This is a genomic window from Palleronia pontilimi (genome assembly GCF_016412875.1).
Classification (GTDB): Bacteria; Pseudomonadota; Alphaproteobacteria; order Rhodobacterales; family Rhodobacteraceae; genus Palleronia; species Palleronia pontilimi.
The window spans coordinates 45,947-70,882 of sequence record NZ_JAEKPD010000009.1 but is presented as its reverse complement, the minus strand read 5'-3'; the positions used below and the strand labels follow the sequence as shown (position 1 = coordinate 70,882).

At 65.4% G+C, this 24,936-nt stretch carries 30 protein-coding genes; 11 read left to right on the top strand and 19 right to left on the bottom strand.

All coding sequences use genetic code 11. The annotated features are described in order from the left end of the window. Positions 1–131 precede the first annotated feature (131 nt). From ILP92_RS10590 to ILP92_RS10550, 9 genes are all read left to right on the top strand, one after another. Positions 132–635, top strand: a complete 504-nt coding sequence (locus tag ILP92_RS10590) for a flagellar basal body-associated FliL family protein (RefSeq protein WP_198916368.1) — start codon at positions 132–134, stop codon at positions 633–635. A 10-nt stretch (positions 636–645) separates the two neighbouring features. Next, positions 646–1,074 (top strand): DUF6468 domain-containing protein, encoded by a 429-nt coding sequence (locus ILP92_RS10585; protein ID WP_198916367.1) that lies wholly within the window; start codon positions 646–648, stop codon positions 1,072–1,074. Beyond that, complete coding sequence (locus ILP92_RS10580; protein ID WP_198916366.1) at positions 1,074–1,679, top strand: MotE family protein; 606 nt, start codon at positions 1,074–1,076, stop codon at positions 1,677–1,679. Before ILP92_RS10585 ends, ILP92_RS10580 begins: the two co-directional genes overlap by 1 nt. 33 nt (positions 1,680–1,712) lie before the next feature. Then, positions 1,713–2,576: a flagellar motor stator protein MotA gene (gene motA / locus ILP92_RS10575; RefSeq protein WP_198916365.1), complete on the top strand. Its 864-nt coding sequence runs from the start codon at positions 1,713–1,715 to the stop codon at positions 2,574–2,576. After that, positions 2,573–4,615, top strand: coding sequence for a hypothetical protein (locus ILP92_RS10570; protein ID WP_198916364.1), 2,043 nt, complete (start codon positions 2,573–2,575; stop codon positions 4,613–4,615). The genes motA and ILP92_RS10570 overlap by 4 nt, the downstream gene beginning before the upstream one ends. 216 nt (positions 4,616–4,831) lie before the next feature. Next, on the top strand, positions 4,832–6,856 hold the full coding sequence (gene flhA, locus ILP92_RS10565; RefSeq protein ID WP_235971351.1) for a flagellar biosynthesis protein FlhA: 2,025 nt from the start codon (positions 4,832–4,834) through the stop codon (positions 6,854–6,856). 11 nt (positions 6,857–6,867) lie between these two features. Beyond that, positions 6,868–7,620 (top strand): flagellar biosynthetic protein FliR, encoded by a 753-nt coding sequence (locus ILP92_RS10560; RefSeq protein WP_235971333.1) that lies wholly within the window; start codon positions 6,868–6,870, stop codon positions 7,618–7,620. Continuing rightward, positions 7,617–8,708, top strand: coding sequence for an EscU/YscU/HrcU family type III secretion system export apparatus switch protein (locus ILP92_RS10555; protein WP_198916361.1), 1,092 nt, complete (start codon positions 7,617–7,619; stop codon positions 8,706–8,708). The genes ILP92_RS10560 and ILP92_RS10555 overlap by 4 nt, the downstream gene beginning before the upstream one ends. Then, the gene (locus tag ILP92_RS10550) at positions 8,705–9,061 is read left to right on the top strand and encodes a hypothetical protein (RefSeq protein ID WP_198916360.1); all 357 of its coding nucleotides are present in this window, start codon (positions 8,705–8,707) and stop codon (positions 9,059–9,061) included. The genes ILP92_RS10555 and ILP92_RS10550 overlap by 4 nt, the downstream gene beginning before the upstream one ends. A 3-nt stretch (positions 9,062–9,064) precedes the next feature. On the opposite strand, the gene ILP92_RS10545 is transcribed toward ILP92_RS10550, so the two are convergent. The 9 genes from ILP92_RS10545 to ILP92_RS10505 are packed head-to-tail and all read right to left on the bottom strand — an operon-like array spanning position 9,065 to position 13,623. Then, positions 9,065–9,577 (bottom strand): flagellar basal body-associated FliL family protein, encoded by a 513-nt coding sequence (locus tag ILP92_RS10545; RefSeq protein ID WP_198916359.1) that lies wholly within the window; start codon positions 9,575–9,577, stop codon positions 9,065–9,067. A 13-nt stretch (positions 9,578–9,590) separates the two neighbouring features. Further along, positions 9,591–10,328 carry a flagellar basal body L-ring protein FlgH gene (gene flgH / locus ILP92_RS10540; RefSeq protein WP_198916358.1) on the bottom strand — a complete coding sequence of 246 codons (738 nt, stop codon included), beginning with the start codon at positions 10,326–10,328 and terminating at the stop codon, positions 9,591–9,593. Next, a complete protein-coding gene (gene flgA / locus ILP92_RS10535; RefSeq protein ID WP_198916357.1) occupies positions 10,325–10,750 on the bottom strand; it encodes a flagellar basal body P-ring formation chaperone FlgA in 426 nt (141 codons plus the stop codon). The genes flgH and flgA overlap by 4 nt, the downstream gene beginning before the upstream one ends. Beyond that, positions 10,747–11,532, bottom strand: a complete 786-nt coding sequence (gene flgG / locus ILP92_RS10530) for a flagellar basal-body rod protein FlgG (protein WP_198916356.1) — start codon at positions 11,530–11,532, stop codon at positions 10,747–10,749. The genes flgA and flgG overlap by 4 nt, the downstream gene beginning before the upstream one ends. A 15-nt stretch (positions 11,533–11,547) precedes the next feature. After that, a complete protein-coding gene (locus tag ILP92_RS10525) occupies positions 11,548–12,264 on the bottom strand; it encodes a flagellar hook-basal body complex protein (protein WP_198916355.1) in 717 nt (238 codons plus the stop codon). A gap of 1 nt (position 12,265) precedes the next feature. Beyond that, complete coding sequence (locus tag ILP92_RS10520) at positions 12,266–12,535, bottom strand: flagellar biosynthetic protein FliQ (RefSeq protein ID WP_198916354.1); 270 nt, start codon at positions 12,533–12,535, stop codon at positions 12,266–12,268. 6 nt (positions 12,536–12,541) lie between these two features. Continuing rightward, positions 12,542–12,820 (bottom strand): flagellar hook-basal body complex protein FliE, encoded by a 279-nt coding sequence (gene fliE, locus ILP92_RS10515; RefSeq protein ID WP_198916353.1) that lies wholly within the window; start codon positions 12,818–12,820, stop codon positions 12,542–12,544. Between the two features lie 29 nt (positions 12,821–12,849). Beyond that, positions 12,850–13,230: a flagellar basal body rod protein FlgC gene (flgC, locus tag ILP92_RS10510; RefSeq protein ID WP_198916352.1), complete on the bottom strand. Its 381-nt coding sequence runs from the start codon at positions 13,228–13,230 to the stop codon at positions 12,850–12,852. 15 nt (positions 13,231–13,245) lie between these two features. Further along, entirely contained in the window at positions 13,246–13,623 is a 378-nt protein-coding gene (locus ILP92_RS10505) for a FlgB family protein (protein ID WP_198916351.1), read from the bottom strand. 87 nt (positions 13,624–13,710) lie between these two features. On the opposite strand from ILP92_RS10505, the gene ILP92_RS10500 reads away from it, so the two are divergent. After that, positions 13,711–15,075 carry a FliI/YscN family ATPase gene (locus ILP92_RS10500; RefSeq protein ID WP_198916350.1) on the top strand — a complete coding sequence of 455 codons (1,365 nt, stop codon included), beginning with the start codon at positions 13,711–13,713 and terminating at the stop codon, positions 15,073–15,075. On the opposite strand, the gene ILP92_RS10495 is transcribed toward ILP92_RS10500, so the two are convergent. The 10 genes from ILP92_RS10495 to ILP92_RS10450 all read right to left on the bottom strand — a co-directional run bounded on the left by ILP92_RS10495 (position 15,065) and on the right by ILP92_RS10450 (position 23,127). After that, positions 15,065–15,877: a DUF1217 domain-containing protein gene (locus ILP92_RS10495; protein ID WP_198916349.1), complete on the bottom strand. Its 813-nt coding sequence runs from the start codon at positions 15,875–15,877 to the stop codon at positions 15,065–15,067. The two genes, ILP92_RS10500 and ILP92_RS10495, sit on opposite strands and share 11 nt — an antisense overlap. Continuing rightward, positions 15,874–16,278: a flagellar biosynthesis repressor FlbT gene (gene flbT / locus ILP92_RS10490; RefSeq protein ID WP_198916348.1), complete on the bottom strand. Its 405-nt coding sequence runs from the start codon at positions 16,276–16,278 to the stop codon at positions 15,874–15,876. Before flbT ends, ILP92_RS10495 begins: the two co-directional genes overlap by 4 nt. Further along, the gene (gene flaF / locus ILP92_RS10485; protein WP_198916347.1) at positions 16,275–16,637 is read right to left on the bottom strand and encodes a flagellar biosynthesis regulator FlaF; all 363 of its coding nucleotides are present in this window, start codon (positions 16,635–16,637) and stop codon (positions 16,275–16,277) included. Before flaF ends, flbT begins: the two co-directional genes overlap by 4 nt. A gap of 95 nt (positions 16,638–16,732) precedes the next feature. Next, positions 16,733–18,091 (bottom strand): flagellin N-terminal helical domain-containing protein, encoded by a 1,359-nt coding sequence (locus ILP92_RS10480; protein ID WP_198916346.1) that lies wholly within the window; start codon positions 18,089–18,091, stop codon positions 16,733–16,735. Between the two features lie 165 nt (positions 18,092–18,256). Continuing rightward, positions 18,257–18,916, bottom strand: a complete 660-nt coding sequence (locus ILP92_RS10475) for an ATP-binding cassette domain-containing protein (RefSeq protein ID WP_198916345.1) — start codon at positions 18,914–18,916, stop codon at positions 18,257–18,259. Continuing rightward, a complete protein-coding gene (locus ILP92_RS10470) occupies positions 18,909–20,594 on the bottom strand; it encodes an ABC transporter permease (RefSeq protein ID WP_198916344.1) in 1,686 nt (561 codons plus the stop codon). Before ILP92_RS10470 ends, ILP92_RS10475 begins: the two co-directional genes overlap by 8 nt. 7 nt (positions 20,595–20,601) lie before the next feature. Next, positions 20,602–21,786, bottom strand: coding sequence for an ABC transporter substrate-binding protein (locus ILP92_RS10465; protein WP_198916343.1), 1,185 nt, complete (start codon positions 21,784–21,786; stop codon positions 20,602–20,604). A gap of 10 nt (positions 21,787–21,796) precedes the next feature. Next, positions 21,797–22,405, bottom strand: coding sequence for a CDP-alcohol phosphatidyltransferase family protein (locus tag ILP92_RS10460; RefSeq protein WP_198916342.1), 609 nt, complete (start codon positions 22,403–22,405; stop codon positions 21,797–21,799). 102 nt (positions 22,406–22,507) lie between these two features. Beyond that, positions 22,508–22,846, bottom strand: coding sequence for a hypothetical protein (locus ILP92_RS10455; protein ID WP_198916341.1), 339 nt, complete (start codon positions 22,844–22,846; stop codon positions 22,508–22,510). After that, positions 22,843–23,127: a rod-binding protein gene (locus ILP92_RS10450; RefSeq protein ID WP_198916340.1), complete on the bottom strand. Its 285-nt coding sequence runs from the start codon at positions 23,125–23,127 to the stop codon at positions 22,843–22,845. Before ILP92_RS10450 ends, ILP92_RS10455 begins: the two co-directional genes overlap by 4 nt. Positions 23,128–23,226: 99 nt before the next feature. Between ILP92_RS10450 and ILP92_RS10445 the strand changes: the two genes are divergently transcribed. Further along, positions 23,227–24,936, top strand: a complete 1,710-nt coding sequence (locus ILP92_RS10445) for a flagellar hook-length control protein FliK (RefSeq protein ID WP_198916339.1) — start codon at positions 23,227–23,229, stop codon at positions 24,934–24,936.

The window sequence follows — 24,936 nt, the reverse complement described above, 5'->3', positions numbered from 1 at the left end:
CGACCTCCTGTCACGTTGGGCTTCTGCCCTGTCCCGAGATCGTTATTGATCGCTTGGTCTTAAGAATCGGTTAGTCAAACTGATGTTAAGTGACCCCGGTAGCGAAGAATTCGTGGAAAGGGTTTCGCCTTATGGCCAGCGTGGACGCCGTCGATGAAACGGACGCTCCGGATGCGAAGTCATCCGGGAAGAAGGGGCTTCTGATCGGCCTGGTTCTTGCCGTCGCGGCGGGGGCGGGCGGTTTCTATGCCGTTTCGTCTGGCCTGATCCTGGGCGGCGAATCGTCCATGCAGGCCGAAGAAATGCTGCCCGATCTCACCGACGATCCGCTGCCCGACATCGAGTTCGTGCCGCTCGAAGCGATCACGGTATCGCTGGGCCCGGCCTCGGGGGCCGCACATCTTCGGTTCCGCGGTCAGCTCGAAGTCCCCAAGGGCGAAGAGCAGACCGTCGCCAATCTGTCACCGCGAATCGTGGACGTGCTGAACGCCTATTTGCGCGCGGTCGAGCCCGCGATGCTCGAGCAGTCGGACATCCTGACCCGGCTTCGCGCCCAGATGCTGCGCCGCATTCGCCTTGTCGTGGGCGAAAATCGCGTGCGCGATCTTCTGATCATGGAATTCATCCTGAAATGAGAGGTCCAGAATGGACTTGATTGCCGATATGCTGCTGATCCTTGGCGCGCTTGCCGTCGCCTTCTATTGTTTTGTTTTGTCGCGTCGGCTCAGCCGATTCACCGACCTGGAGAAAGGCGTCGGCGGCGCGGTGGCCGTTCTGTCTGCCCAGGTCGACGATCTGAACAGGGCCGTGGCGCGGGCGAAAAGCGCCAGTGAAGGGGCGGGCGACGATTTGCGTGCCTTGACCGAACGCGCCGACGCGGTGGCCCGGCGGCTGGAACTTCACGTCGCGTCGCTGCACGACTTGCCGGACCTGCCCGCAACTCCGCCGCGGGCGCCGACTGCTGAACCCGCCGCGCCCGAAGCACGGACGCCCGAAGCGCCGAAGTCCGCCGTCGCGCCCTCCGTGCGATCGTATTTCTCCTCGCAGCGCCTTCGCGCGACGGAGATGGGCTGATGGCGCGTCGTGCAGCTGCCGCCCGACTGCGCCGCGCGGGGATCGGTGCGCTTCCGGTCCTGGCCGGCGTCCTGATGGCCTCTGGTCTGATCCGGATCGGCGACGGTCCGGCGGGATCCCTGCTCCGCGAGTTCGGCGCGATTTCGGCAGGCGCGGCCACGGCCATTGAGCCCGCCGATGGATCGGCGCCGCAGGACGAAGTGGCGATCATCTTGGCGGCCCTGAAGGACCGCGAAGCCCAGCTCGATGCGCGCGAAGACCGCCTTGCCAAGCGCGAGGCGACGTTGGCCAATATCGAACAGAAGGTCCGCGCGCAGATGGATGAACTGTCTGCGGCCGAAGAGGATCTGACCGGGCTTCTGAAGCTCGCCCAATCCGCGGCCGACGACGATCTGACCCGCCTGACCACGGTTTACGAGAACATGAACCCCAAGGAAGCGTCGGCGGTCTTCACCGAGATGTCGCCGATCTTCGCGGCCGGCTTTCTCGCCCGGATGCGGCCCGAATCGGCGGCGGCGATCATGTCCGGACTCGATCCCAAGACCGCCTATTCGATCAGCGTCATGATCGCGGGCCGCAACGCCTCATTGGCCCAAGATGGCTGAACATCTCCGCTCAGAAGTGACAGGACCCAAGAAATGATCGGTATCGTCGGAATCATCGTTGTTATCGTCATGGTCTTCGGGGGCTATCTGGCCGCCGGCGGCAAGATGGGCATCATCCTGAAATCGTTGCCTTTCGAGATGACCATGATCGTGGGGGCCGCGGTGGGCGCCTTCATCCTGTCCAATGACACGGCATCCATGAAACATACGCTCAAGGACATGAAAAAGGTCTTCAGTGGCCCGAAATGGAAGCCGGACGATTACCGTGACCTGCTGTGCCTGCTCTTCGAGCTTGTCCGGCTGGCCAAGTCCGCGCCGCTGGAGCTGGAAGAACATATCGAAGCGCCCGCCGATTCGTCCATTTTTGGCCGGTATCCGCGCATTCTCGCGGATCACGAGGCGGTCGAGCTGATTTGCGACACGCTGCGTTCGGCGTCGATGAACTACGACGACCCGCACCAGGTCGAAGAGGTCCTGGACAAGCGCATCGACGCGCATTTCCATCACGCGATGCATCCCAGCCACGCGCTGCAGACCGTCGCGGACGGTCTTCCTGCGCTCGGGATCGTTGCGGCGGTGCTCGGCGTCATCAAGACCATGGGGTCGATCGACCAGCCGCCCGAAGTTCTGGGCAAGCTGATCGGCGGTGCGCTGGTCGGCACGTTCCTGGGCGTGTTTCTGGCCTATGGCTTCGTTGGCCCCTTCGCGTCGAAGCTCAAGACCGTGACCGAAGAGGACGCGCATTTCTACCAGCTGATCCGCGAGGTCCTGGTGGCCAACATGCACAGCCATTCACCCAACATCTGCATTGAGGTCGGACGACAAAATGCGCCGCATCATGTCCGCCCCGGCTTCAACGAACTGGAAGAGGCCCTGAAAGAGGCGAAAGCGGCGTGAGGATCCTGACCACGATAGTCCTGGTCGCTCAGGCAATCGGCTTTGCCGCCTCGGCGCAGGAAATCCTCGTGCGCACCGGCGAGCACGCGACATTCACGCGGATCGTCGCGGACTTGCCCCCGGGCGCCACGTGGAACCTGGAACGCGACGGCAAGAGCCTGACCCTGAGCACTCAGCAAGCGGCATCTTTCGACACGCGCGCCGTCTATCAGCGGATCGCGCGCACCCGCGTGCAACGCATTTCCGGATCCGAGCCGGGCACGCTGACGGTCGAGCTGGCGTGCGATTGCCGGGTCGAAAGCCTGCAGCAGCCGAATGGGTGGGTCGTTCTGGACGTGATCGACGACGGCTCTGTCGTGGACGCGACAGCTGGTTCGCAGCGGAACGGCTTCGGCCCGCGGCTTTCGATGCTGGATGAATTGCGCGACACTCCGATCCGGCTGCCCAGGCCGGACGGTCCGTTGCCCGGACCGCTCAGCCAGGCACTCGATCAATCGGACGCGGCCATAGACCGCCGCGCGGCCGTGGACAGCGCCAGGGCCCAGATCAGCGAACAATTCGCACGCGGCTCGGCGCAAGGCTTGGTCAGGGCCCGATCGCTGCCGACGCTCTCGGACCCACCGCCGGTCCAGACCGAAGCCGACGACCCGGTCCTGGACGAGTTGCAGGCGGGGATCCCCTATCCGAACATGCGCGTGGAAACCCAGCTCGACAGGGACCGTCCGTCGTCCGGCGCGACGGCTCCCCCGAAGGGCGTCTGTCTTCCTGGCGAGATGTCCGATTTCGCCACCTGGGGGGACGAGGCCGCTCCGTTCGAGCGGATTCGCACGACGCTGCCGCAGATCTACGATGAAAACGACAGGCCGGATGCCGAAGCGCACGCCGCCCTTGCCCGCGCCTATCTTTTCGCGACCTTCACGCAAGAGGCCCGCGCGGTCCTGAAAAATGCGCCGTCGGACACGCCGGATCGCGCATTTCTCCTGGCGATCGCGGACAGCCTGGATCCCGCCAGCGCAACCACCGGTCTGGCAAAGCAGATCGATTGCGACAGCAACGCGGCAGTGCTCGCCTTTCTCGCGGAGGACGGGCCGCTCATGGCCGATCCCGATATCGTCCTGCGCCGATTGTCCAATCTTCCGGATCCGATGCGCAGCTACCTGGAACCCCGCATCGCCGAGCGCTTCCTGGATTTCAACATGCGAGAGCAGGCGGAGCTGATCCGGAACGGCTATAGCAGGCGCGAGTCCGCGCCATCGGCCGAAGCCTCCTTCGTCGATGCCAAGCTGAGCGACCCGCAGGATGGCGATATCGCCCTCGCGCTCGAGCCGGTCGTGGAAGAGCGGATGCCACGCGCGGCCGAGGCGCTGCAATTCGTGCTGTCGTCGCGGATGGCTCGCGGCGAAGTTCCCCCCGACCAGATGATCGAACAAGCCCTGGCGCTCAGTTTCGAGACGTCGGATCCCGAACGGGCGTCGCTCGAACGGACGATCCTGCAGGCCTTCGTCAGGGCCGGGCAGTTCGGCCGCGCTATTGACGAGTTGGACAGGCTGCGCGGCCGGTCGCGCGGACCCCATGACGATATCGAGCGCGAGATCTTCAGGGCGATCGCCGACATTCCGGAAGATGCCGACTTCTTGCGTGTCATGGTCCCCTTGGCGGACCGGGAAATTACCGATGACGCGACGCGCCTTGCCATCGTGCGGCGCTTGATGTCGCAAAGCCTCAACAGCCAGGCCGAGCAGATCATCGACGCATCCCGCGCCATTCCCAACCGCGAAGAACGCCTGGTGAGAGCCGCGATCGCCGCCGAGGCGGGCAAGCCCGACATCGCGCGATCCTACCTGGCGGGCCTGGAGGGCGACGACGTCGCCGAGGTGTTGGATCGTCTCGAGGCCGCGCCACCGCCCCCGGTCGCAGGGGCGCCCGTCGAACCCGAGAGCCTGTCACCATCGCGGATCCCCGGGATCGACCGTGCCAGCACGACACTGAGCCGCAGCGCCGAGCTTCGCCAGGAACTCGACGCGCTACTCGATCCCTGACGCTTTCGATCGGACGGAAACCTTTCGGTAAGCATGATTCTCTAACCTGCTATCAATGCCACCCTCGGAAGGTCGGATCATGCAAAGAATTTGCAGCCAACCGGACGCGAATGCGTGCGGTGATGTAGCGGGCCTGGCCCTGGCGTCGGGATCAGTCCGTTGACCCTGTCGTTGCGCACGGTCTTCCAACCGACGATCCTGCTGGCGCTGGCGCTGATGGCCGTCATCGTCATGATGGTTCTTCCCGTCCCTGCCTGGGTGCTGGATGTCGGTCTGGCCATGTCGTTCGCGCTGGCGATCCTGATGTTCACGACGACGCTCTTCATCGAGCGTCCTCTGGATTTCTCGGCCTTCCCGACCATCCTGCTGGCGTCGCTGATGCTGCGACTGTCCCTGAACGTGTCGTCGACGAAACTGATCATCGGCGAGGGCCACACGGGCACCGATGCGGCCGGCGACGTCATTCAGGGCTTCGCCAATTTCGTCATGAATGGCAGCTTCCTGCTGGGATTGGTGGTCTTCGGCGTCCTTCTGATCGTGAACTTCATGGTGATCACGAAAGGCGCCGCGCGCATGGCCGAGGTCGGCGCCCGCTTCGCACTGGACGGCATGCCCGGCAAGCAATTGGCCATCGACTCGGATATGAGCGCAGGGGCCATCGACCACGCCGAAGCCAAGTCCAGGCGCGAAACCGAGCAGCAGGAAACCACGTTCTTCGGATCGCTCGACGGTGCCTCGAAATTCGTGAAAGGCGACGCTGTCGCAGGCCTTCTCATCACCTTGCTCAATCTGGTCGTGGGCCTGATCATCGGGGTAACCCTACATGACATGCCCTTTGGGCGCGCCTTCGAGACCTACGCCATACTGACCGTCGGCGACGGGCTGGTGACCCAGATCCCCGCCGTGATCATCTCCATCGCGTCGGCGCTGCTGCTTGCGCGGGGCGGGGCGACCGGATCGACCGACCTGGCCTTTTTCAGCCAGCTCAGCCGGTATCCCGCCGCGCTCGCGACGGTTTCCGTTCTCTTGGGATTGTTCGCCCTCGTCCCCGGCTTGCCGTTCTTGCCGTTCATGGCCGGATCCGTCGCGCTGGGCTTCTTCGCCGTGAAAGCGGCACGTCGCCCCGATCCGGCGAGCCTGGACGAAATCCCGGTTCAGGATCTTCCCGACGGCACCGCGCTCAACATGGGAGACGTGCTGGATCTGGACGATATCCACCTGGAATTCGCGTCGGACCTGGTGCCGATGGTGCTGGATCCGACCCAGGGACTGGATGCGCGGATCGGCAATATGCGCCATCATGTCGCGTCCCATTTCGGGCTGATACTGCCCGAAATCCGGTTGACCGACGATATGGGCCTTCCGAGCGGCACCTACATCATCCGCATCCAGGGCGTGGAGCGGGTCCGCGACAGGCTGTGGCCGGATCGCGTCCTGGCCCTTCTGCCCGACGATACCTCCGGTCTGCCGGCGGGCGAGGATATCGCCGAGCCTGTTTATGGCGCGCCCGCCCGCTGGGTGCGTGCGGAATCGCAGGAAGAATTGGCGCTGTCCGGCGTGACGATCATCAATCCGCCGGAAGTGCTGGCGACCCATCTTCTGGAGGTCATCAAGCGTGATTTCCCGCGTCTGCTGACCCTGAAAGCGCTCCGACGGCTGCTCGATGAATTCAAGCAGCTCAGCGATCCCGACCGCGCCGCGGCAAACCGCAAGCTCATCGACAGCCTGGTGCCCGACAAGGTGCCGATCGAGCTGCTTCTGGCCGTCCTCAGGCTGCTGCTGGAAGAGCGGGTTTCGATCCGGAACCTGCCCCTGATCCTCGAAGCGATCGCATCGGCGCGCACGGTCGCGGGCACGGCGGAAGCGATCTGCGAAATCGTTCGCCAGCGCTTGGGCTTTCAGCTGGTCGCCGGGTTGAAACGCGATGACGGCACGGTGCCGCTGATCCAGCTCGATCCCGCCTGGGAGCGGCTGTTTGCCAACCACGCGCTCGACGGCGACGAAGCTGGACTGGGCGTCGCCCTGCCGCCCGAGGATTTCAATCGCCTAGCCGGGAACGCCGCGGACCGCCTGAACCAGGTCTCGAACGACGGAGTTTTCGCGGCACTGATCACTTCGGCGCGCCGCCGCAGGTTCCTGCACACTGTCCTGTCCGCACGCGGGATCGCGAACCCGGTCCTGAGCTTCGAAGAACTGGGCGGCGAGGCCCGGCCGTCCCTGGTCGGAACCATCGCCGCATGATCGAATCCCTGATGGACCTGACCGATTTGGCCCGCGCGCAAATCCTGTCCGCGTTCTACGTCTTTCTCAGGCTCGGCGCGGCCATGGCGTTGCTGCCCGCCTTCGGCGAGCGGATGGTGCCGCTCAGGGTCCGGCTGGTCCTGACGCTGGCCTTCACCGCGATCGTGACGCCCGCAGTCGCGCAAGATGCGGTGCCGTCGCAGGTCCTGGGATTCGCCTTGGGCACCGAGGTCGTCATCGGTCTGGCACTGGGCGCAATCCTCCGGCTTTTCGTGCTCGGACTGCAGATCGCGGGCTCGATCGCGGCTCAGTCGGTCTCGCTCGCGCAGATCTTCGGGACGCAGGCGGTCGACGCGATGCCGGCGATCGGCCATGTGATCACACTTTCAGGCCTGACGATTGCCGTCATCGCCGGACTGCATCTGAAGGTCGCCGAGTTCCTTATCCTTTCCTACGAACTGATGCCCCTGGGCCGATTTCCCGAGCCCGAGGATCTGACAAGCTGGGGGGTCGCGCGCACGGCGCAGGCGTTCGGCCTGGGTTTCACGCTGGCGGCGCCTTTTGTGATCACATCCGTCATCTACAACCTCGCCCTCGGCGCCATCAACCGGGCCATGCCGCAATTGATGGTGGCTTTCGTCGGCGCGCCCGCTATCACCGCGGGCGGCCTGATCCTTCTGGCGCTCGCCTTGCCCTTTATGCTGCAGATCTGGCTGTCCGCGATGGACGGCTTTTTCGCCAACCCGTCGGTCGCAAACCGATGAGCGGCGGATCGGGGGGGGACGACGACGACGACAAGCAATTCGATCCGTCGCCCAAGAAGCTCGAAGATGCCAGGCGCAAGGGCGAGGTTGCCAGGTCCGCCGATCTGATCACCACGGGAAGTTTTTTCGGAATGGTGCTGGTCGCCGTGACCGTCGGGCCGGACTCGCTGCAAAGTGTCTTCAGCATTCTTTCGGCCGCACTCGTGCATGCCGCGGCGCACGGCCTTCACAGCACGGTCGGCGGCGGTGCGGTCCTGGGGGGCACGGTGCTGAGCGAAATCGCGATTGCCCTGGCACCCTGGGCGATCGTTCCGCTCGTCATGGCGCTGCTGTCGGTCATTGCCCAACGCGCATTCACCGTCACCCCCAGCAAGCTGGCCCCGAAGGTCAGCCGGATCTCGATCCTGTCCAATGCGAAGAACAAGTTCGGCCGCAGCGGTCTGTTCGAGTTCGCCAAGAGCGCGGTGAAGCTGACGATCTATTGCGTGATCCTGCTGTGGTATCTGACCCTGCAGATGCCGCACATCCTGTCGACGATCCCGCTGGAGCCGCGCCCGATGGTGGCCGAATTCCTGCAGCTGACGGTGCGGTTCATGATGCTGATCGTCCTGATCTCGATCTGCATCGGGGGTGTCGATTTCATGTGGCAGCGCGCCGAGCACATTCGCAAGAACCGGATGTCGCGCAAGGACCTGACCGATGAGCAGAAGCAGTCCGAAGGCGATCCCATGATGAAGCAACAACGGCGGCAGCGGGGATACGATATCGCGATGAACACGATGCTTGCCGATGTGCCCGAGGCCGCGGTCGTGGTCGTGAACCCCACGCATTACGCCGTGGCATTGAAATGGGATCGCAGCGCGCCCGGGGCACCCGTCTGCGTGGCGAAGGGCGTGGACCAGGTGGCGGCGCGCATCCGCGAAGTGGCCGAGCGGTCTGGCGTACCGATCCATCCCGACCCGCCGACGGCGCGTGCGCTTCACGCCTCGGTCGAGATCGGGGCCGAGGTGCGGCCCGAACAATACGCGGCGATCGCGGTGGCGATCCGCTACGCCGAAGACATGCGGCGCAAGGCAGCGCAGCAATGAGCGATCTTCGGGAACAGCAGCTGCGATCCCTGGCCGATCTCGCCCACCTGATCAAGGAGCGCGAGCTCGGCAAGGTGGCCAATATCGTTGCTCACATGAACAGGCTTAAGGCGGATGTCGCGCAGATCGAGCGTGCAAAGGAGACGCGACAAAACCAGACCGACCTGGACGCCGCACGTCTCAGTGGGGCCGAGGTTGCCTGGATGGCGTGGACCGACGCGCAACTTGCCCGCAATCAAGCGCAGCTCGCCGCCTTGCGGGTGACCCACGAGGCTGCGTTGCGCGCAGCCTCGAAAGCGTTCGGACGTTCGGATGTCCTGAGAAAGCTGGCGGATCCCGAGCGAAATCGCTGAGCCTCAGCCAAGATCCTGGCGGTTGATATCGAGGATCAGGATCTCGTGGATGCCTTCGGCGAACTCGGCCGCGGCCACTTCACGAAAACCGCGCCTCAGAGCGTCCATCGAGCCGTTCGACGTGAATGCCCCGTCGAACCCGCCGATATTGGCGTGATCGAGCATGACGCGCAGGAACCCGTCGCGCAGTTTCGGCAGGCGCGAGAAGATCTGTTCTTCCTGGAATTCCGAGATTTCCAGCGTGATGCTCATCACCACCAGCGATTTGACGCGATCCCCGTCCACGACCGGCACGACGAATTGCTCGGGCAGTTTCAGGAATGTGGTCGCGACGGAGTCCTCGGGCGGCGGGGCCGCGACCGGTGTGGGATCCATCCCCGCGGCCAGCGGGTCGCCGCAGGGGCTCGCGGCGGCATCCGCATGCTCGTCGCTCGGCTTTTTCAGGGCGATGCCTGCGCCGACGCCCGCGCCGAGCCCGGACAGGATCAGCACCAGGGGAAGCAGTTTCTTGATCATGGCGCGCTCGTTTCTAGAAGGGAAGAAGGATGTCTGCGATCTGCTGGCCGTAGCGCGGCTGCTGCACATCGGTGATCTGCCCACGTCCGCCATAGGATATCCGGGCGGCCGCGATCTTGTCGTAGGTGATCTCGTTTTGGCGGGCGATGTCTTCGGGACGCACCAGACCGGTCACGATAAGTTCGCGCAGCTCGAAATTGACCCGCACCTCTTGGCGCCCTTCGATCGCGAGGGTGCCGTTGGCCAGCACGTCCGTGACCGTCGCGGCGACCCGCAACGTCAACCGCTCGTTGCGCCGGGTCGAGCCATCCCCCGCGCTGGCGCTGTTCGAGTTCGTCGATACCGCATCCCCCAGCGTCGCGCCCTCGGGCAAACTTTCGTTCACCCGTTGCGGGATGCCGAACAAGGACGGGATGCCCATGCTCTCGGAGCCCGAGCGCGAGCGTTCGGACGTGTTCGAGAACTCGGCCCGATCATCGATCTCGATCACCACCGTCAGGATGTCGCCCCGCGTGGCGGCACGCCGATTGCCCAGAAGCGATCCGCGCGCGCCGGTCCAGAGCGACGCTTGGTCGATCGGGCGCTCGGGCTCGACGAAGCGCGGCAGTCCGGGGCTGCGCATGGCGGCGATCTCGGTGCTTTGGGCCATGGGCGTGAGTTCGGGCGCCTGGCCGACATCGGCAAGACGCGAACACGCGGTCGTCGTGCCCAGCGCCAGGGAGAAAAGGATAAAGCTGGTCGTACGGGTCATTCTGGACCTCCTTCGACGCGGATGCGTCCGTTTGCGATCACGGTTCCCAGGATCGTTTTCCGGGAATGCAGGTTCATGGCGCGCACCCGATCGCCCATTCCGGCCCGCTCGAGCGCACGGCCATCGGTGTGGATCGCGATCGCGCCGGTGGCATAGCTCAGAACGACCGTCTGGTTGCGCTCGATCAGGGCGGGCGGGCCGATATCGCCCGGCCGGATGGGGCGACCCGCGTAAAGCGTGACGCGCGCCTCAAGACCCACGACCTGGGCCGGATCGCTGAGACCGCCCGTGACTTGGCCCGGAACGAGGGCCAGATCGGACGGCCCGAGCACGGTTTTCGCCCGGATGGTCTGCGCCGCGACAAGCGTGTCGGCCGCCGCGGGACAGGCAAGCGCGATCAGGATCAGGCAGAGCCGGGTCATCGGATCTGCGTGGTCGCGCCGAGCATCTGGTCGGCGGCGGTGATGACCTTGGCGTTCAGCTCGTAGCCGCGCTGTGCCTCGATCAAATGGGTGATCTGGCGCACCGCATCGACCGAGCTGTCCTCCAGATAGCCCTGCCGGAAAGTCCCCAAGCCGTCGGTTCCGGGCTCGGCCACCAGGGGCGGACCGGACGCGGGGCTTTCGGTGAAGAGGTTCGACCCGATCGCTTCGAGCCCTTTGACGTTGGTGAAGCCCGACAGGGTGATCTGCCCCAGAAGCTGCGGCTGCACCTGGTCGCGGAAATAGCCGTAAACCTCGCCATCGGTGCTGATCGACAGGGAAATCGCGTCGGCGGGGATGGTGATGTCGGGCGTCACCGGGTGGCCATCGGACGTCACGATCTGGCCCTCGCCGGTGCGCTTCAAGGATCCGTCGCGGGTATAGGCCGCCTGGCCGGACGGCAGCGTCACCTCGATGAAGCCCGCGCCCTCGATCGCGAGGTCCAGATCGCCGCCCGTCTGGATCAGCGCACCCTGCGCCACGTTCATGGACACCGCGGCGGGCCGGACGCCGAGGCCCAGTTGCACACCGGTCGGCAATTGCGTCCCCGTGGTGGACGCGATCGTGCCGGGGCGGCTGACCTGCTGATAGTGAAGGTCGGCAAACTCGGCGCGGCGCGCGTTGTAGCCGGTGGTGTTCATGTTGGCGAGGTTGTTGGAAATGACCTCGACCCGCATCTGCTGGGCCGACATGCCGGTGGCGGCGATGGAAAGGGCACGCATGGGGGGAAGCTCCTGTTATCGGCTGAGGGTGGAGAGCACGTTGCGAATGCGCCCGTCCTCTTTTTCGAGGAAGGACTGGCCAAGCTCGTAGGCGCGCTGGACCTGGATCATTCGGGCGATCTGATAGATGGGATCGACGTTGGATTTCTCCAGAAATCCCTGAAGGATGACGCCGTTTTCGACCGGGATCGGGGGCGCGGTCACGTCGAACAGCACCCCTTCGCGCCTGGACAGATCATTGGGATCGGACGGCTGCCATACGCCGATCCGCGCCAGGGGGCGGCCATCGGCCGACACGGTGCCGTCCGAGGCCACGGCAAGGCCCGTCGCGTCGGGTGGAATGAAGATCGGGGCGCCGCCCGCGTCGAGCACGCGCAGCCCGTCCGGCGTGACCAGCTCGCCTTCGGCCGACGGGGTGAAATTGCCCGCGCGCGTCAGCGCCTCGCCGTCGGGCGTTTCGACCAGGAAATAGCCGGGCCCTTCGATCGCGAAGTCGAAACTGCCGCCGGTCTGCTCCATGCCACCCTGCAAGTCGGACGTGAAATGCGCGTTTCCGGACGCCATCGACAGGGACGGGGCGCCGCCGTCGAGCTTCTTCACGAACTCCGAAAAGACCATGCCCTTTGAGCGGAACCCGCCGGTCGAGGCATTGGCGATGTTGTGCGCGATCATCTGCATTTCGCGCATGAGCCCCGATTGGCGGGTCAGCGAGGTATAGCCAGCGTTGTCCATGTCAGCCTCCGGCGATCATCGGCACAACGGTGCCATCGAAATACGACACCAGCGTCTTGGTCATGAAGCCCATGGTGATCCAGAAGACGCCCACGATGGCGAGCAACTTGGGCACGAAGGTCAGCGTCATTTCCTGGATCGAGGTCAGCGCCTGGAAAAGCCCGACCGTCAGGCCCGCCACCAGGGCCACCGCCAGGATGGGCGTGGACATGATGACCGCGACCCAAAGGCCTTCGCGCAGCACGTCGTAGAAGATCAGATCGCTCATCATGGCCGATCAGACCGGCATACGCAGGATTTCCTGGTACGCTTCCACGACCCGGTCGCGCACGGTCACCGCCGTGTCGACGGCGAATTTCGTCTCGGCCATGGCCTGAACCAGGGTGTGCGTGTCGGCCCCGCCCGTCAGCGCCGCCTTGGCGGTCTCTTCGGTGCGTTGCAGCGTCGACATGAAGTCGGAAGCAGCGGCGCCCGCGGCCTCGATCGTGGGATCGGGGGCCGTTGCAGGGCGGGAGGCTGCGTATTTCTGGGCGGCGAGTGCGGCGTTGATGTCCATTCTGGATACTCCGGTTATCTGAGGTGGGGTTATCGGCGCAGGAGCTCAAGCAGCCCCTGGTTCATCTTGTGGGCCATGTCGAACGCCTTGAGATTGGCCTCGTAGGATCGTTGGGCTTCACGCGAATCGGCGATTTCGACGATCAGATCCACGTTCGATCCCTGGTAGTTTCCGGCCCCGTCCGCCATCGGATGGGACGGGTCATGGATCTGCGGCAGCTCGGCCTTCGATAGGGACGGATCGCCGGTGCGAACACCCCCGTGCTCGAGCGCCGTCTTGAACGGGATCGTCTTGCGCCGATAGCCGGGCGTATCCGCGTTCGCGATGTTTTCGGAGACGTGGCGCAAGCGTTGCGCCTGGGCCTGCATGCCCGAACTGGACACCGCCAACGAGCCGAGAAGATCAGCCATAATGTTTCACCTTTCCTATTTGCGACCCATCGACGTGCGCAGGATTTCCCGGGCGCTCGTGTAGATCGAAATCGCCATATCGTGCTGCGCCTGGACGCCGGTCGCCTGCATGGTTTCATATTCCAGCGACACGCTGTTGCCGTTGGGCGCGGACTCGAAAGGGCGCTCGAAACTCGCACCCGCAGTGGGATCGTCGTCCACCGACAGGTGGGTCGGACGCGTGGCCTTCATCGCGGAAGGGGGCGCGCTGACCAGCTCGCCGAAGTCGGGCAGGTCGGTCGCGCGATAGCCGGGAGTGTCGGCATTCGCGATATTGCGCGCGATATGCTCCTGGCGGTCGGCGGCGTGCCGGGCCGCATCATGCACCATGCGCATCAAACCGATATTATCCATGAAAGGTCACATCCTGCGTTCTGCTGAAACGAAGGCTTAACCCTGATTCCTTTAGAAACAGTTTCAGAAATCGAAAGGGATCGAACGATGTCGCAGATTGGCTATGCAAATGTGGAAGCGCGCGTGACCTCCGTCCGCGTGTCGCGCGCGATGGGACGCGTGCAGGCGATCGGCGGCGGTGTCGTGTCGGTGCGCAACCTTTCGGGAATCGCGGTGCTGGGCGATCTGGTGCGGATGGATGCGGATGGCCATTCGGTCGGTGGCGAGGTGATCGCCATCGATCGCGACACCCTGACGATCCTGCCGGATGGGTCCATCGAGGGGTTGGGCGTCGGCGACCGGGTCATCCATATGGGACCGGCGACGCTCAGCCCCGACGCGTCGTGGATCGGCCGCGTAATAGATCCCATGGGGCGCCCGCTGGACGGCGCTCCGCTGTTGCCGGGCACGCGCCCGCGCGGCATCGACGATGCGCCGCCTGCCCCCGCGCAGCGGCGCGGGCTCGGGCGGCGGCTGTCGACGGGGTTCTGTGCGTTCAACACGCTGCTGCCCTTGGTGCGGGGCCAGCGGATCGGGCTTTTCGCCGGGTCGGGCGTCGGCAAGTCGACGTTGCTTGCGGGCCTGGCCCAGAAGGTCGAGGCGGACGTGATCGTCATCGCCCTGGTGGGCGAGCGCGGGCGGGAACTGCGCGAATTCATCGATCGCGTCCTGGGGCCCGCGGGCATGGCCCGCAGCGTGATCGTGGCGGCGACCTCGGATCAATCGGCATCGCTGCGCCGCCGCTGCGCACCTGCCGCCATGGCGGTCGCAGAACATTTCCGCGATGCCGGGCGGCAGGTGCTGCTCTTGACCGATTCGGTGACGCGGTTCGCCGACGCCCACCGGGAAATCGCGCTGAGCCGGGGCGAGCAGGCGAGCCTCGGTGGCTATCCGCCCTCGCTGGTGACCCAGATCACCGGGCTGTGCGAACGCGCCGGGCCGGGCCTGGACGATACGGGCGACATCACCGCGATCTTCACGGTCCTCGTCGCGGGTGCGGACATGGATGGGCCGGTGGCGGATACGTTGCGGGGCGTTCTGGACGGGCATGTGGTGCTCAGCCGGGCGATCGCCGAGCGCGGCCGGTTTCCGGCGATCGACCTGTTGCGATCGGTAAGCCGCGCGTTGCCCTACGCCGCGTCGGACCAGGAAAACACCCTGATCGCCGAAAGCCGTCGCCTGATCGGAGCATACGAGAAAGCCGAGTTGATGATCCAGGCCGGACTTTACGCGACTGGCAGTGACCGCACCGTGGATGCGGCCATCGCGGCGTGGCCGAAATTGGACCCCTTCATCGCACGCACGGAAACCAAAACGATACAGGACAGCTTCGTCGGGCTCGCAAAATGCCTGTCACGCCGCCCGGTCGTCCCAGAGCCGGCGAAGGCCGGGGCGTCGGAGGTTAGCGATTGAACTGGGCGGCCTGCGTCAGAAGGCTGAGCGCGATGGAGGCGGATCCGGCCGCGGTGTTGCCCTCTTCCAGCTGAGCGCGCACCAGGAAAAGGCGGCGCAGCTCTTCCTGGACCTCGGGATCGGCGAAGCCCGAAACCTCGCTGACGCCGAAGATCTGCTCGCTGCGCTCCCGGAAGGTCGACAGCTGACGATCCAGGTCGAGCGTGCCGAAGGCGACGGGCAAACCCATGGCCTTCTCGAGGACGGACCGCAGCGGCTTGTTGGCCATGACGCTGAACCAGGCCGCGTCATCGCTGAGCCCGGCCTTCGAGTTGATGGTTTCCAGCTCGCGTTCGAGCCCCAGGGCCAACCGCAGGTCGGTGGACTGGTTGCCCACGGCGATCTCGAATTGGCGGGTGTTGTAGGCCTCGATGATCCGGTCGGCGAAGCCGGGATTCGCGGTCGCCGGGCCAAGGGGACTGCCGAAGCCGAAGGCTTCCGAAAAAGCCTGGTAGCGCTTGTCGGCAAAGCGCGACGTCAGCGAGTCGCGCGATGTGGTGTCGGACTCGAGCACCTTCTGAATCAGGTACTTGTTGTTCAGATCTTCGTCCAGGCCGAACGCGCCCAATGCGACCTGCAGAAGGGCGCGATCCTGGATCAGCTCTTCGGCGCTGCCGATGGTGCCGATGCGCTCGCGAAACCTGTCCGTGTTGCGGACGATTACAGCACTCGATTCGAACGCAGCCTGCTGACGGTCCCGGGTGCGCTGCAGGAATTCCCAGCCGGCATTGCCGCCGAACGGAACGACCGGCTGGTAGGTCATTGGGACACCCCCTTCAACAAGACGTCTTCGGTGGGAAGAAGCTTTCGAAGGGATTTCAGGACATAATAGGCCTGCCCGTCCTCGGCCGCGCGGCGCGCGTCGGACAGGGCCACCTGGCTGACTGGATCCAGCAAAGCCTGGGCAACCTGGTCGATCCCCTTCAAGAGTTGTGGTCGCGCCGTGTCCAGATCGGTGTCGCCCGAAAGCACCAGCTGGGCGATGTAGCACAGGCGACGCACCGGCGTGCCCGTCTGCTCGGGGTGAATGGCGTCGCGAAGCCGCAAGATATTCGCCCCCGGCGTCATGATGTTCAGGCGACTGCGCCTGTTGCCGTTTTCGATCACGGCACCGTTGATGAGCACCCGCTCGTTGGGGCCGAGCTTCAGGACAAGCCCGGTCATTTGCCCAGTCCCTGTTGGCGTAATCCCCTCATGATCGAGGTGTTGATTTCGACAAGGATGTCCGGCGAGGCCTCGTCGTTCAACACCTTCGAGGAATGCTGGCGCGTGAACTCGGCCAGATAGAAGATCCCGGCGCGCAGCTCGGTGGGCAGGCCGTTGCCGTCTGTCGCGACGTCCGTGGCCAGGGTCGCCCAAAGTTCGCGGTTGCGGTGAATTGCGGCGGCGCGCGACGGCGCAGTCTCGGCGGAGCGCAGTGCCGAAGTGATCCGGGCGATTGCATCGTATTCCTGGGTCGATGCGGTGCGTACCGAGGAATGGGGTGAGGAATAGGCATTCTGTGCCAGCAGCGATGTATTCACGTCTTGTCCTTTTCGAGACGGGCGTGGTCAGGGCCACGATATGTAGACGGGGGAAACCGGGCGCGACCCGAAGGACGCGCCCGGTCCGGATCGCTTTACCGGAACAGCGACAGGATCGACTGCGGCGCCTGGTTGGCGATGGACAGCGACTGGACACCCAGCTGCTGCTGCACCTGGAGCGCCTGCAGACGGGCCGAAGCCTCTTCCATGTCGGCGTCCACCAGCGTGCCGATGCCCGACTTCAGGGCGTCGGTCAGACCCGAGATGAACTCGGATTGGATTTCGATACGGCCCTGGGCCGAACCGAATGAGGCCGCCGAGTCAATCGTGGTCGAGATCAGATTTTCGACCGCTGCAAGTGCCGCTTTGGCGCCGTTTGCGGAGCTAACATCCATGTCGGCCAAGATCTCAAGGCCGCCACCTGCGGTACCACCCGTGGTTACCACAAAGTCGGCGGGGGCGAAAGCTGCGTTGCCCGCAGACCCAGACGAGTTGGTGATCTGGAATTCGGCGGTCCCATCGCCATTATCGACGAAGCTAGCCTGATAATCTTCATCGTATCCGGCCTTCGTCAGAGCTTGATTGACCCGCAGAGCTAGATTTTCTGCAATGTCAGCCGTTGTGTCACCAGCCTTTGCCACGTAGGCGACCGGGTCGCTGATGTCAGTCGCGATACCTGCACCTGCGACCGGAGCCAGTTTGTCGAAGAAGCTGGCGGCGATCGTGTAGGTATCTCCGGCGAGAACGCGATTTCCCCCGCGTGCGGCGGTCGCAGTGTCGCCGTTGATGCCGAAGCTTTCGGTTGCATTGTTGGCAATGGTGGCAGTGTTCGCGGTGACCGCAGTGGCCGCCATCGTGGTGGCGCTGGTCGCGACGGTTCCTGCGGTCTGAGCGGTCTGCGACAGCGATTCCTTAGAGACCGAGATCGAGGACGACGTCACACCCGATGCCGATCGATCAAGCGAAGACAGCACTTTCACGTCGCCATTGGTGCTGTTTTCGATCTGTTGGGCAATGGTGTTCGTGGCGCCGATATTCTCGGGCGTGGCATCGAGCAAGTTTAGACCGTTGAACTGTGCCGCACCAACGACTGATTCTATTTGGCTGCGCAGAGCTTCGATATCGGTCTGGATCTTGTCGCGATCGACGTTGGATTCCTGCGACGCGACGATCTTTTCCTTCATCTGCGTCAGAAGGTCGGTGACGGTTTCGGACGCCTGGCGGGCCACCGACACGGTGGATTCGCCCAGCGACAGCGACGACGAGATCGCCTTGAAGCCCGACACGTCTGATTCCATCACTTTCGAGATGGCCCAGACGGCGGCGTTGTCCTTGGCGGTGCCGACGCTTTTACCGGTCGAGATCTGGTTCTGCACGTTGGCCAGGTTCTTGTTGATCCCCTTCAGCGTCTGAAGGGCCACCATCGCGCTGTTGTTCGTCAGAATGCTAGACATGTTGTCGTTCCTTGTATGCGAAGGGCGCTTTTGCGCCCCGAAGGCCACCCGAAGGGCGGCGGGACAGCGTCATTCTGACGAAATATCCGGTGGGATATCTGTCCTTCTGGACAAGGTCCTTCTTCCAACCAAACGTCTAAGGAATTCCTAAGGCGCGACTGCGGCTTATGTTGGATTTGATCTTAACGGATCCGCATCGCCCAGCCGGATGACCGGGCCTTGCGCGGCCTCGGCGTCGGCGGGATCGTGGGTCACCATGACGACGGGCAAGCCGCGCGCACGGGCCGTGTCGAAGACCATCCGCCGCGTCGCCTGCCTGCGCGCGGAATCGAGCCTCGAGAACGCCTCGTCCAGCAGCAGGGCATCGGGCCGGGCCAGCAGCATCCGCATCAGCGCGATGCGGGCTCGCTGGCCGCCCGACAGCGTTGCCGGATCGCGCGGCCCGAACCCCGCAAGCCCCACCTCGTCCAGCGCGGCGGCGACCTGCGCGTGCCGCCCGGCGCGCGAGCCGCCGCGCAGCCCGAAGCCCAGGTTGCCCGCGACGCTGAGATGCGGAAACAGCAGATCGTCCTGGAACAGGATGCCCAGGTTGCGCTTTTCCGGCGGCAGCCCGGTCAGATCGCGCCCGTCCAGCCGGACATGGCCGGTGGCGTCGAAGGCGGGCGGCAACGTCCCGGTCAGGAAGGCCAGCAGCGTGGACTTGCCCACCCCGGACGGCCCCATGATCGACAGGACCTGGCCAGGTGCGACGCGCGCGTCGATGGCGATCAGCGTCTCGTCGTCCTTGCCGATCGTGATGTCGTCCAGATGCAGCCCGTCAGCCATGCAGCCCCCGCCGATTGCGCCAGATCACCAATGGCAGCAGCGTGGCCAGCGCGAAAGGCAGAAGCGCGGCCAGGGTCTGCGACAGGCCGAACACACCGATGGCGCGCCGGTCGCCGCCCGAGGCCAGCGCGACCGCCTCGGTCGTCAGGGTGGCGACGCGGCCGCCGCCGATCAGCAGGGTGGGCAGGTATTGCCCCACGCTGACCGACACGCCGACCGCCGCCGCCACCAGCAGCGGGCGCAGCAGCATGGGCAGGCGGATGGCCAGCAGCACGCGCGTGGGCGTCGCGCCGAGCGCGGCGCCGACGGTTGCCTGGCGGCGGTCCCAGGCCCGCCACGGATCGCCCAGCGACAGGAACACGTAGGGCAGCACGAAAACCAGGTGCGCCGCGATGACCGGCATCACGCCCTTGTCCGCCCCCACGCGCAGCAGCAGCGTCTGCAGGCCGGGCAGGAAAGCCGTCTGCGGGACGATCAGCGGAAGATAGAGCAGCCACAGCCCGTAGCGGCCCATGGCGCGTCCCGATCGGAACTCGGATTGCAGGCAGCCGATGGTCAGCACCATGGCAAGCGCGGTGGCGGTCAGGGCGACCAGCACCGTGTCGGCAAGCGCATCGTTCAGACCCCGCGCGTGGCGCATCCAGCTGCGCAGGGTCAGCCCGTCGGGCCAGAGATCGGGAAACCGCCAGAGCCCGGCGAAAGACCACAATGTCAGCGCCAGCAATCCCGCAAGGATGGCGAAGGCCGACAGGGCAGCCAGGCCCAGTGCCACGGGCCGTGTCGCATCCAGCGACCGGCCGCGGCCCCCGCCCGATGCCCAGCCGCAGCCCCACCACGCGACCGCCAGCTCGCCCAGCCGCCAGGCCGCCAGCGCGCCCACCACCAGCCCCAGCTGCAGGATCGCGCCGGCCGAGGCCACCAGCCGCATGGACAGGTCCGGGTCCGACATCCAGCGCACGATCTGCGCCGACAGGGTGGCGGGCGTGGACGGCCCGAGGATCAGCGCCACGTCGACCACCGACATGGAATAGGCCAGCACGACATAGACAGGCAGCCGGATCTGCGCGTAGATCGCCGGAAACACCGCCTTCAGCCACGCCGCAACGCGCCCGTACCCCATGGACCGCGCCACCGCCATGGACCGGGTCGCGTTGACCTGGCCCAGCGCGGCCAGCGTCATCAGCAGCAGAAACGGCGTCTCCTTGGCGATCAGCCCGGCCGTCATCGACAGGCCCCAGGGATCGCCGACGACCAGTATATCCGGCGGACGCTCCCAGCCGGTCAGCCAGGGCGACACGGCGCGCACCAGCCAGCCCGACGGCATGATGAGGAAGGCCAGACCGAAGGCGGCGGCGGCATGGGGAACGGACAGAAGCGGCGACAGTAGCCGTTCGAGCGCGCGGAAGCTGCGCGTGCCCCACCAGCCCGCGGTGATCAGGGTGACGATCAGCAGCGAGGCGAGCGTGGTCAGAAGCCCGGTCCCCAGCGACAACGCGGTGGCCGCCCGGATGCCGGGCCAGGCCAGCAGGTTCTGCCACGCGACCAGGGACGGGCCGGTGAACCCCGCCGCGGGCAGATGGCCGAAGGCGGGCAGCAGCGCGCCCCACAGCCCCGCGGCCACGGGGCCGAGCATGGCCAGCAGCGTCAGCGCCGGCAGCGCCCGCAGCAGCGGGGACATCGCGCGCCTATTGGCTGCCGTAGCGAAGGATCCACGCCTCTTCGATGGCATTGGACCAGCTCGCATGGGGTTCGGGCAGCACCGCGCCCAGCTCGGCGGGCGACAGCGTGGCGATCCCCTGGTCGAGCGATGCGAAGGCGTCCTGCATGTCGGGGCTCAGCACGTCGATGTCCAGCACCGTGCCATAGCCCAGCACGTCCGGGTCCTGGCCGCGCAGCTGCGCCTCGGGCGACAGGATCGTGTTGGCGACGACCATGGCCCCGGCCTTCGAGCCCGAATTGAACGGGATCGCCACGAAGCTGGCATTGCCGATGGTGCCGCCCGCGGGCACGAAGGTGCGGATGCTGTCGGGCAGTTGCAGGTTGGCGATGGCGGTCGATGCCTCGGACGGCGACAGCGACGGCGCGATGTCGATCTCTTCGTCCGTCAGCAGCTGGAACTGGGCGGGGCCGGACGCCGGATAGGCCGCGCCACCGCGCCACAGGTTCGGCTGCAGCGCGTCGAGATAATCCCAGAGCGGCGCGGTCACCGCTTCGAAATCGGCCTGGTCCACCGGCTGGCTCAGCGCGTCGCTGTCGACCTGGCTCACCAGCACCTGCTTCAGGAAGGTCGTGCCCAGGAAATCGGGCGGCTGCGGATAGGTGAAGCGGCCGGCATGGGCCTTCGTCCACTCCAGCAGCCCGGCCATGTCGGCGGGCGGCTCGGTATCGGCGCTGTCATACATGAAGACGAATTGCGCCTTGGCCCATGGGCTTTCCATGCCGTCCACGGGGGTGCCGAAATCGGTGGTCACGGCGGCATCGTCGGCCACCAGCGCGTAGTTCGGCAGATCGGTGGCCCAGGGACCGAACAGCAGATCCGCGTCCTTCATGGCGGCGAAATTGGCGCCGTTGATCCAGATCATGTCCACCGCGCCATCGTCCAGCTCGCCCGCCTCGCGCTCGGCCAGCACGCGGGTGACGGCGTCGGCCGTGTCGGTCAGCTTCACGTGCTCCAGCGTGACGCCGTGCTCGGCCGCCTGTTCTCCGATCCACGCGATGTAGTCGTTCGTGGCCGTGGATCCGCCCCAGGCATGCCAGAACACGGTCTGGCCGTCGGCCTCGGCCAGGACCGCGTCCCAGTCGGACGGATCGGGCTGGGCGATCGCCATGGCGGGCAGGCACAACGACAGGGCAAGCAGGGTCTTTTTCATGGGGGGCCTTTCAGGGTTTGAAGATGCGGCGCGCGGCGATCACGCGCAGGATCGCGGTGGCGAAACACAAGGTGCCGAAGATCCAGGCGAAGGGCGCGAAAAGCTGCGGCAGAAGGCAGATCAGGACGAAGAACGCGATGGTCTCGGTCCCTTCCAGGATGCCGTTCGAGAAATACAGCGATTTCTCGCCCTGCGCGTCGGTTTCGATGCCGCGCTTCTCGGCCAGGATGGCGAAGCCCAGGAAACTGGTGCCGTTGACGTAAAAGCTGGTCAGCAGGAATCCCGCGGCAAGCGCGTTCTGCTCCGGTGCGGCGATGGCGAAGGCCAAGGGGATCGTGCCGTAAAACAGGAAATCCGACACGATATCCAGGTATCCCCCGAAGTCTGACGGATGCGTGGCCCGCGCCACGGCGCCGTCCAGTCCGTCGGCCAGCCGCGACAGAAGGATCAGCGCCAGCGCAGGTCCGTAAAGATGCACCGCGATGCACAGGGCGCCGAGCAACCCGAACGCCAAGCCGATCAGCGTGACCCCATCTGCGGTCAACCCCAGCTTCGCAAGACCACGCCCCATGCGGTTCAGGGGCGGATCGATAAGGGGTCTCACACGAGCGTCCAGCACATCCGGTCTCCGAAGGTCGCCCATCTTAAAGCCGAACCCGCGGGTCTTGTGCAATCGCATTGCCGAAAAAGTGAGCGTCCGGCGCGTGTTGCGATCAGGCGTTTACGCGCGTTTCTGAAGCGTGGTCTTCGGCTTTGTGATCATCTGACGCTGGCCCTGCGCCGAGTAGACGTTCACACCGACCCCGTCGCGCAACGCGCGCAGCCGGGCGTGTGCGGATTTCACGCCCCTCTCGGCCGCTTCGATCAGCAGGCGATTGCGGGCCGCGGCCCGTTTGATCGTGGAAATCTGCTCCGGATCGGCGGGCCCCGTCTCGATCTTTCCCAGCAGGCGCGCCTTAAGGTCGCCCAGCCGCGCGGCATTGGCGACATCGCCCGCGATCAGGAAGTCACGTTCGCGGTCCAAAAGTTTCAGCAGGTGTCGGCAGGCCCGCGCGCTCATGTCCGCATCTCGCGGCTGAGCAGGGTCTGGAACAGCTTTTCGGCCAAGCCGATTCCGCCGGTTTCGACCACCAGTTGCGCCTGCCGGTCGCGCAGCATCGACGCGAACTGATCTTCGCCGACGCCGCCACCGAAGGCGCCCTTGCGCGCGCCCAAACCGGCGCCCTTCAGCATTTCCGAAAGGAATGCGGCTTCCAGTTGTTCGGCGACGTCGCGCAACTGCTCGCGGCGGCCCGCGGTCAGCTGGGATGTTTCTGTGGCCTGTGAGATCTGTGGAATCATGCGGACGGTCCTCTCGTTGCCGGGACAGAAAAGCCGAACGCGGTAAAGAAATCGTAACTTGTTTGGCTGATTTTGACCTTCAGTCACGAAAGGACGCCCATGATTCTTCCTGGCTTTGTAACGCCCAAAGGTGACGCGGCGTCGTCCGCTTCGCCCGCTGTGCCGCAGGCTGCGCCCTCGCGAAATTCCGCGGCGGCCGAAGCCTTCTCGTCCGTGCTCGCCGCGCTTCTCTCGCGGGCTGACAGCACCGGATCCAGCACGCGCGATGCGATCGAACCAGCGTCGGACGAGGCAAAATCCGCGAGGGCGGAAGACGGCCCGACGACGGCGATGGAAGACGAAGGTTCGCAAGACGGCGATATTTTGTCCGAAGACCAGACGTTTGGTCAGTCCATGGGCGCGGCGACAGGCTCTCTGGACAGCGATGAAGGCGATTTCGATCTTTCGTCCGAACTGCCTGGCTCAGGAATTTCCCTGTCCGACCCCGGTGTTGTGGCAGGTGATGAGGGGACGGACCCCACGAGCGTCCGCAGCGAAGAAATCCCGCCCGACGCACAGCTATTCCGAAGCGACACCGATGGTCAGACGGCTAACGAGCCGTCGGGAACAAGCATAGTCGATGCCTCGGGTCGCCTTTCCGCCGCTTTTGGCTCCTCGGCAGACGGAACGCGCACGGGGCCGACCGCCGCCACCGATCGGCTGTCCGGCGCCCGTATCTCGGCTGGTCCGACCCTGCCCGACAGTGCAACGGGCTTTGGACCGACAGCCAGGGATACAAGGCTGGAAAACGCACAAATTCCCGCCGCGCAGTCGGCCGGTTCGCATGTGGGCCCGTCTATCCATGCCGCGCAAGTGGAGGGCCTTGGGAGGTCGCGATCCGATCAGATGATGGCGCCCGGAGCCGCGACGCCTGACGATACAGGCACAGCAAAAGCGGGCGCTTCGGAGATTGTCGTCTCGCGCGCGACATCCGCGGCGGCTTTCGGCCTATCCGACAGCGACATCGCATCCGCCCGATCCGCTCAAACGGCGTCCGTCCACGCGGTGCCCCCGGCCCAAGTCGTGGGCGGCGCTTTCATGCAGTCTCAGGGCAAGCCTCTGACGAATTCCGAAGGCGATCGGATCGACGCGCGCCTGACGGGGCTCGAGGACCGTATCCCCTCGGCCCCCGTGATGGCGCAAACGCCTTCGCCCTCAGCCGTCCGAACCGAACAGGTCCCCGTTTGGGCGTCCATCGCGACAGCTTCGGCGCCGACGGGATCCTTGTCTGCCCAAATGAGCCCGATGACCTTGGGGTACGAGCCCGCGCTTTTCGAGCCGGGATCGACGAAGTTCGACATCGGCGCGGCGCCGGGACCGACCCAGACCGCGCCGGGGCTCGGTCCCGCGATGCGCGGGTTGCCGGGTCTGGCGCCCCCTCCGGCCGCGCAGATTGCCCAGGCGATCCGGACGCAGAACACGGGCGTGATCGAGATCTCGCTTTCCCCAGAAGAACTCGGAACGGTGCGCATTTCGCTGCAGCGCTCCGACGGTGCCATGCAAGTCGCGATCTTCGCCGAGCGCGATGAAACCATGTCGCTTTTGCGGCGCCACATCGAGGATCTGGACGCGGCCTTCAAGGATCTCGATCTGGGGCATGTCGATATCAGCTTCGAGCATCGCGAGCGGCAGCAAGGTCGCACTCCGATGACCGAAGGGACGGACACAGCCGGAGTTCCGCAATCCCTGACGGACCGATCGCAGTCACAGCAAACCCCCCGGTCTGCCCTGCACGCCGCGCCCGGCGGCAGGCTGGATCTCAAACTCTAG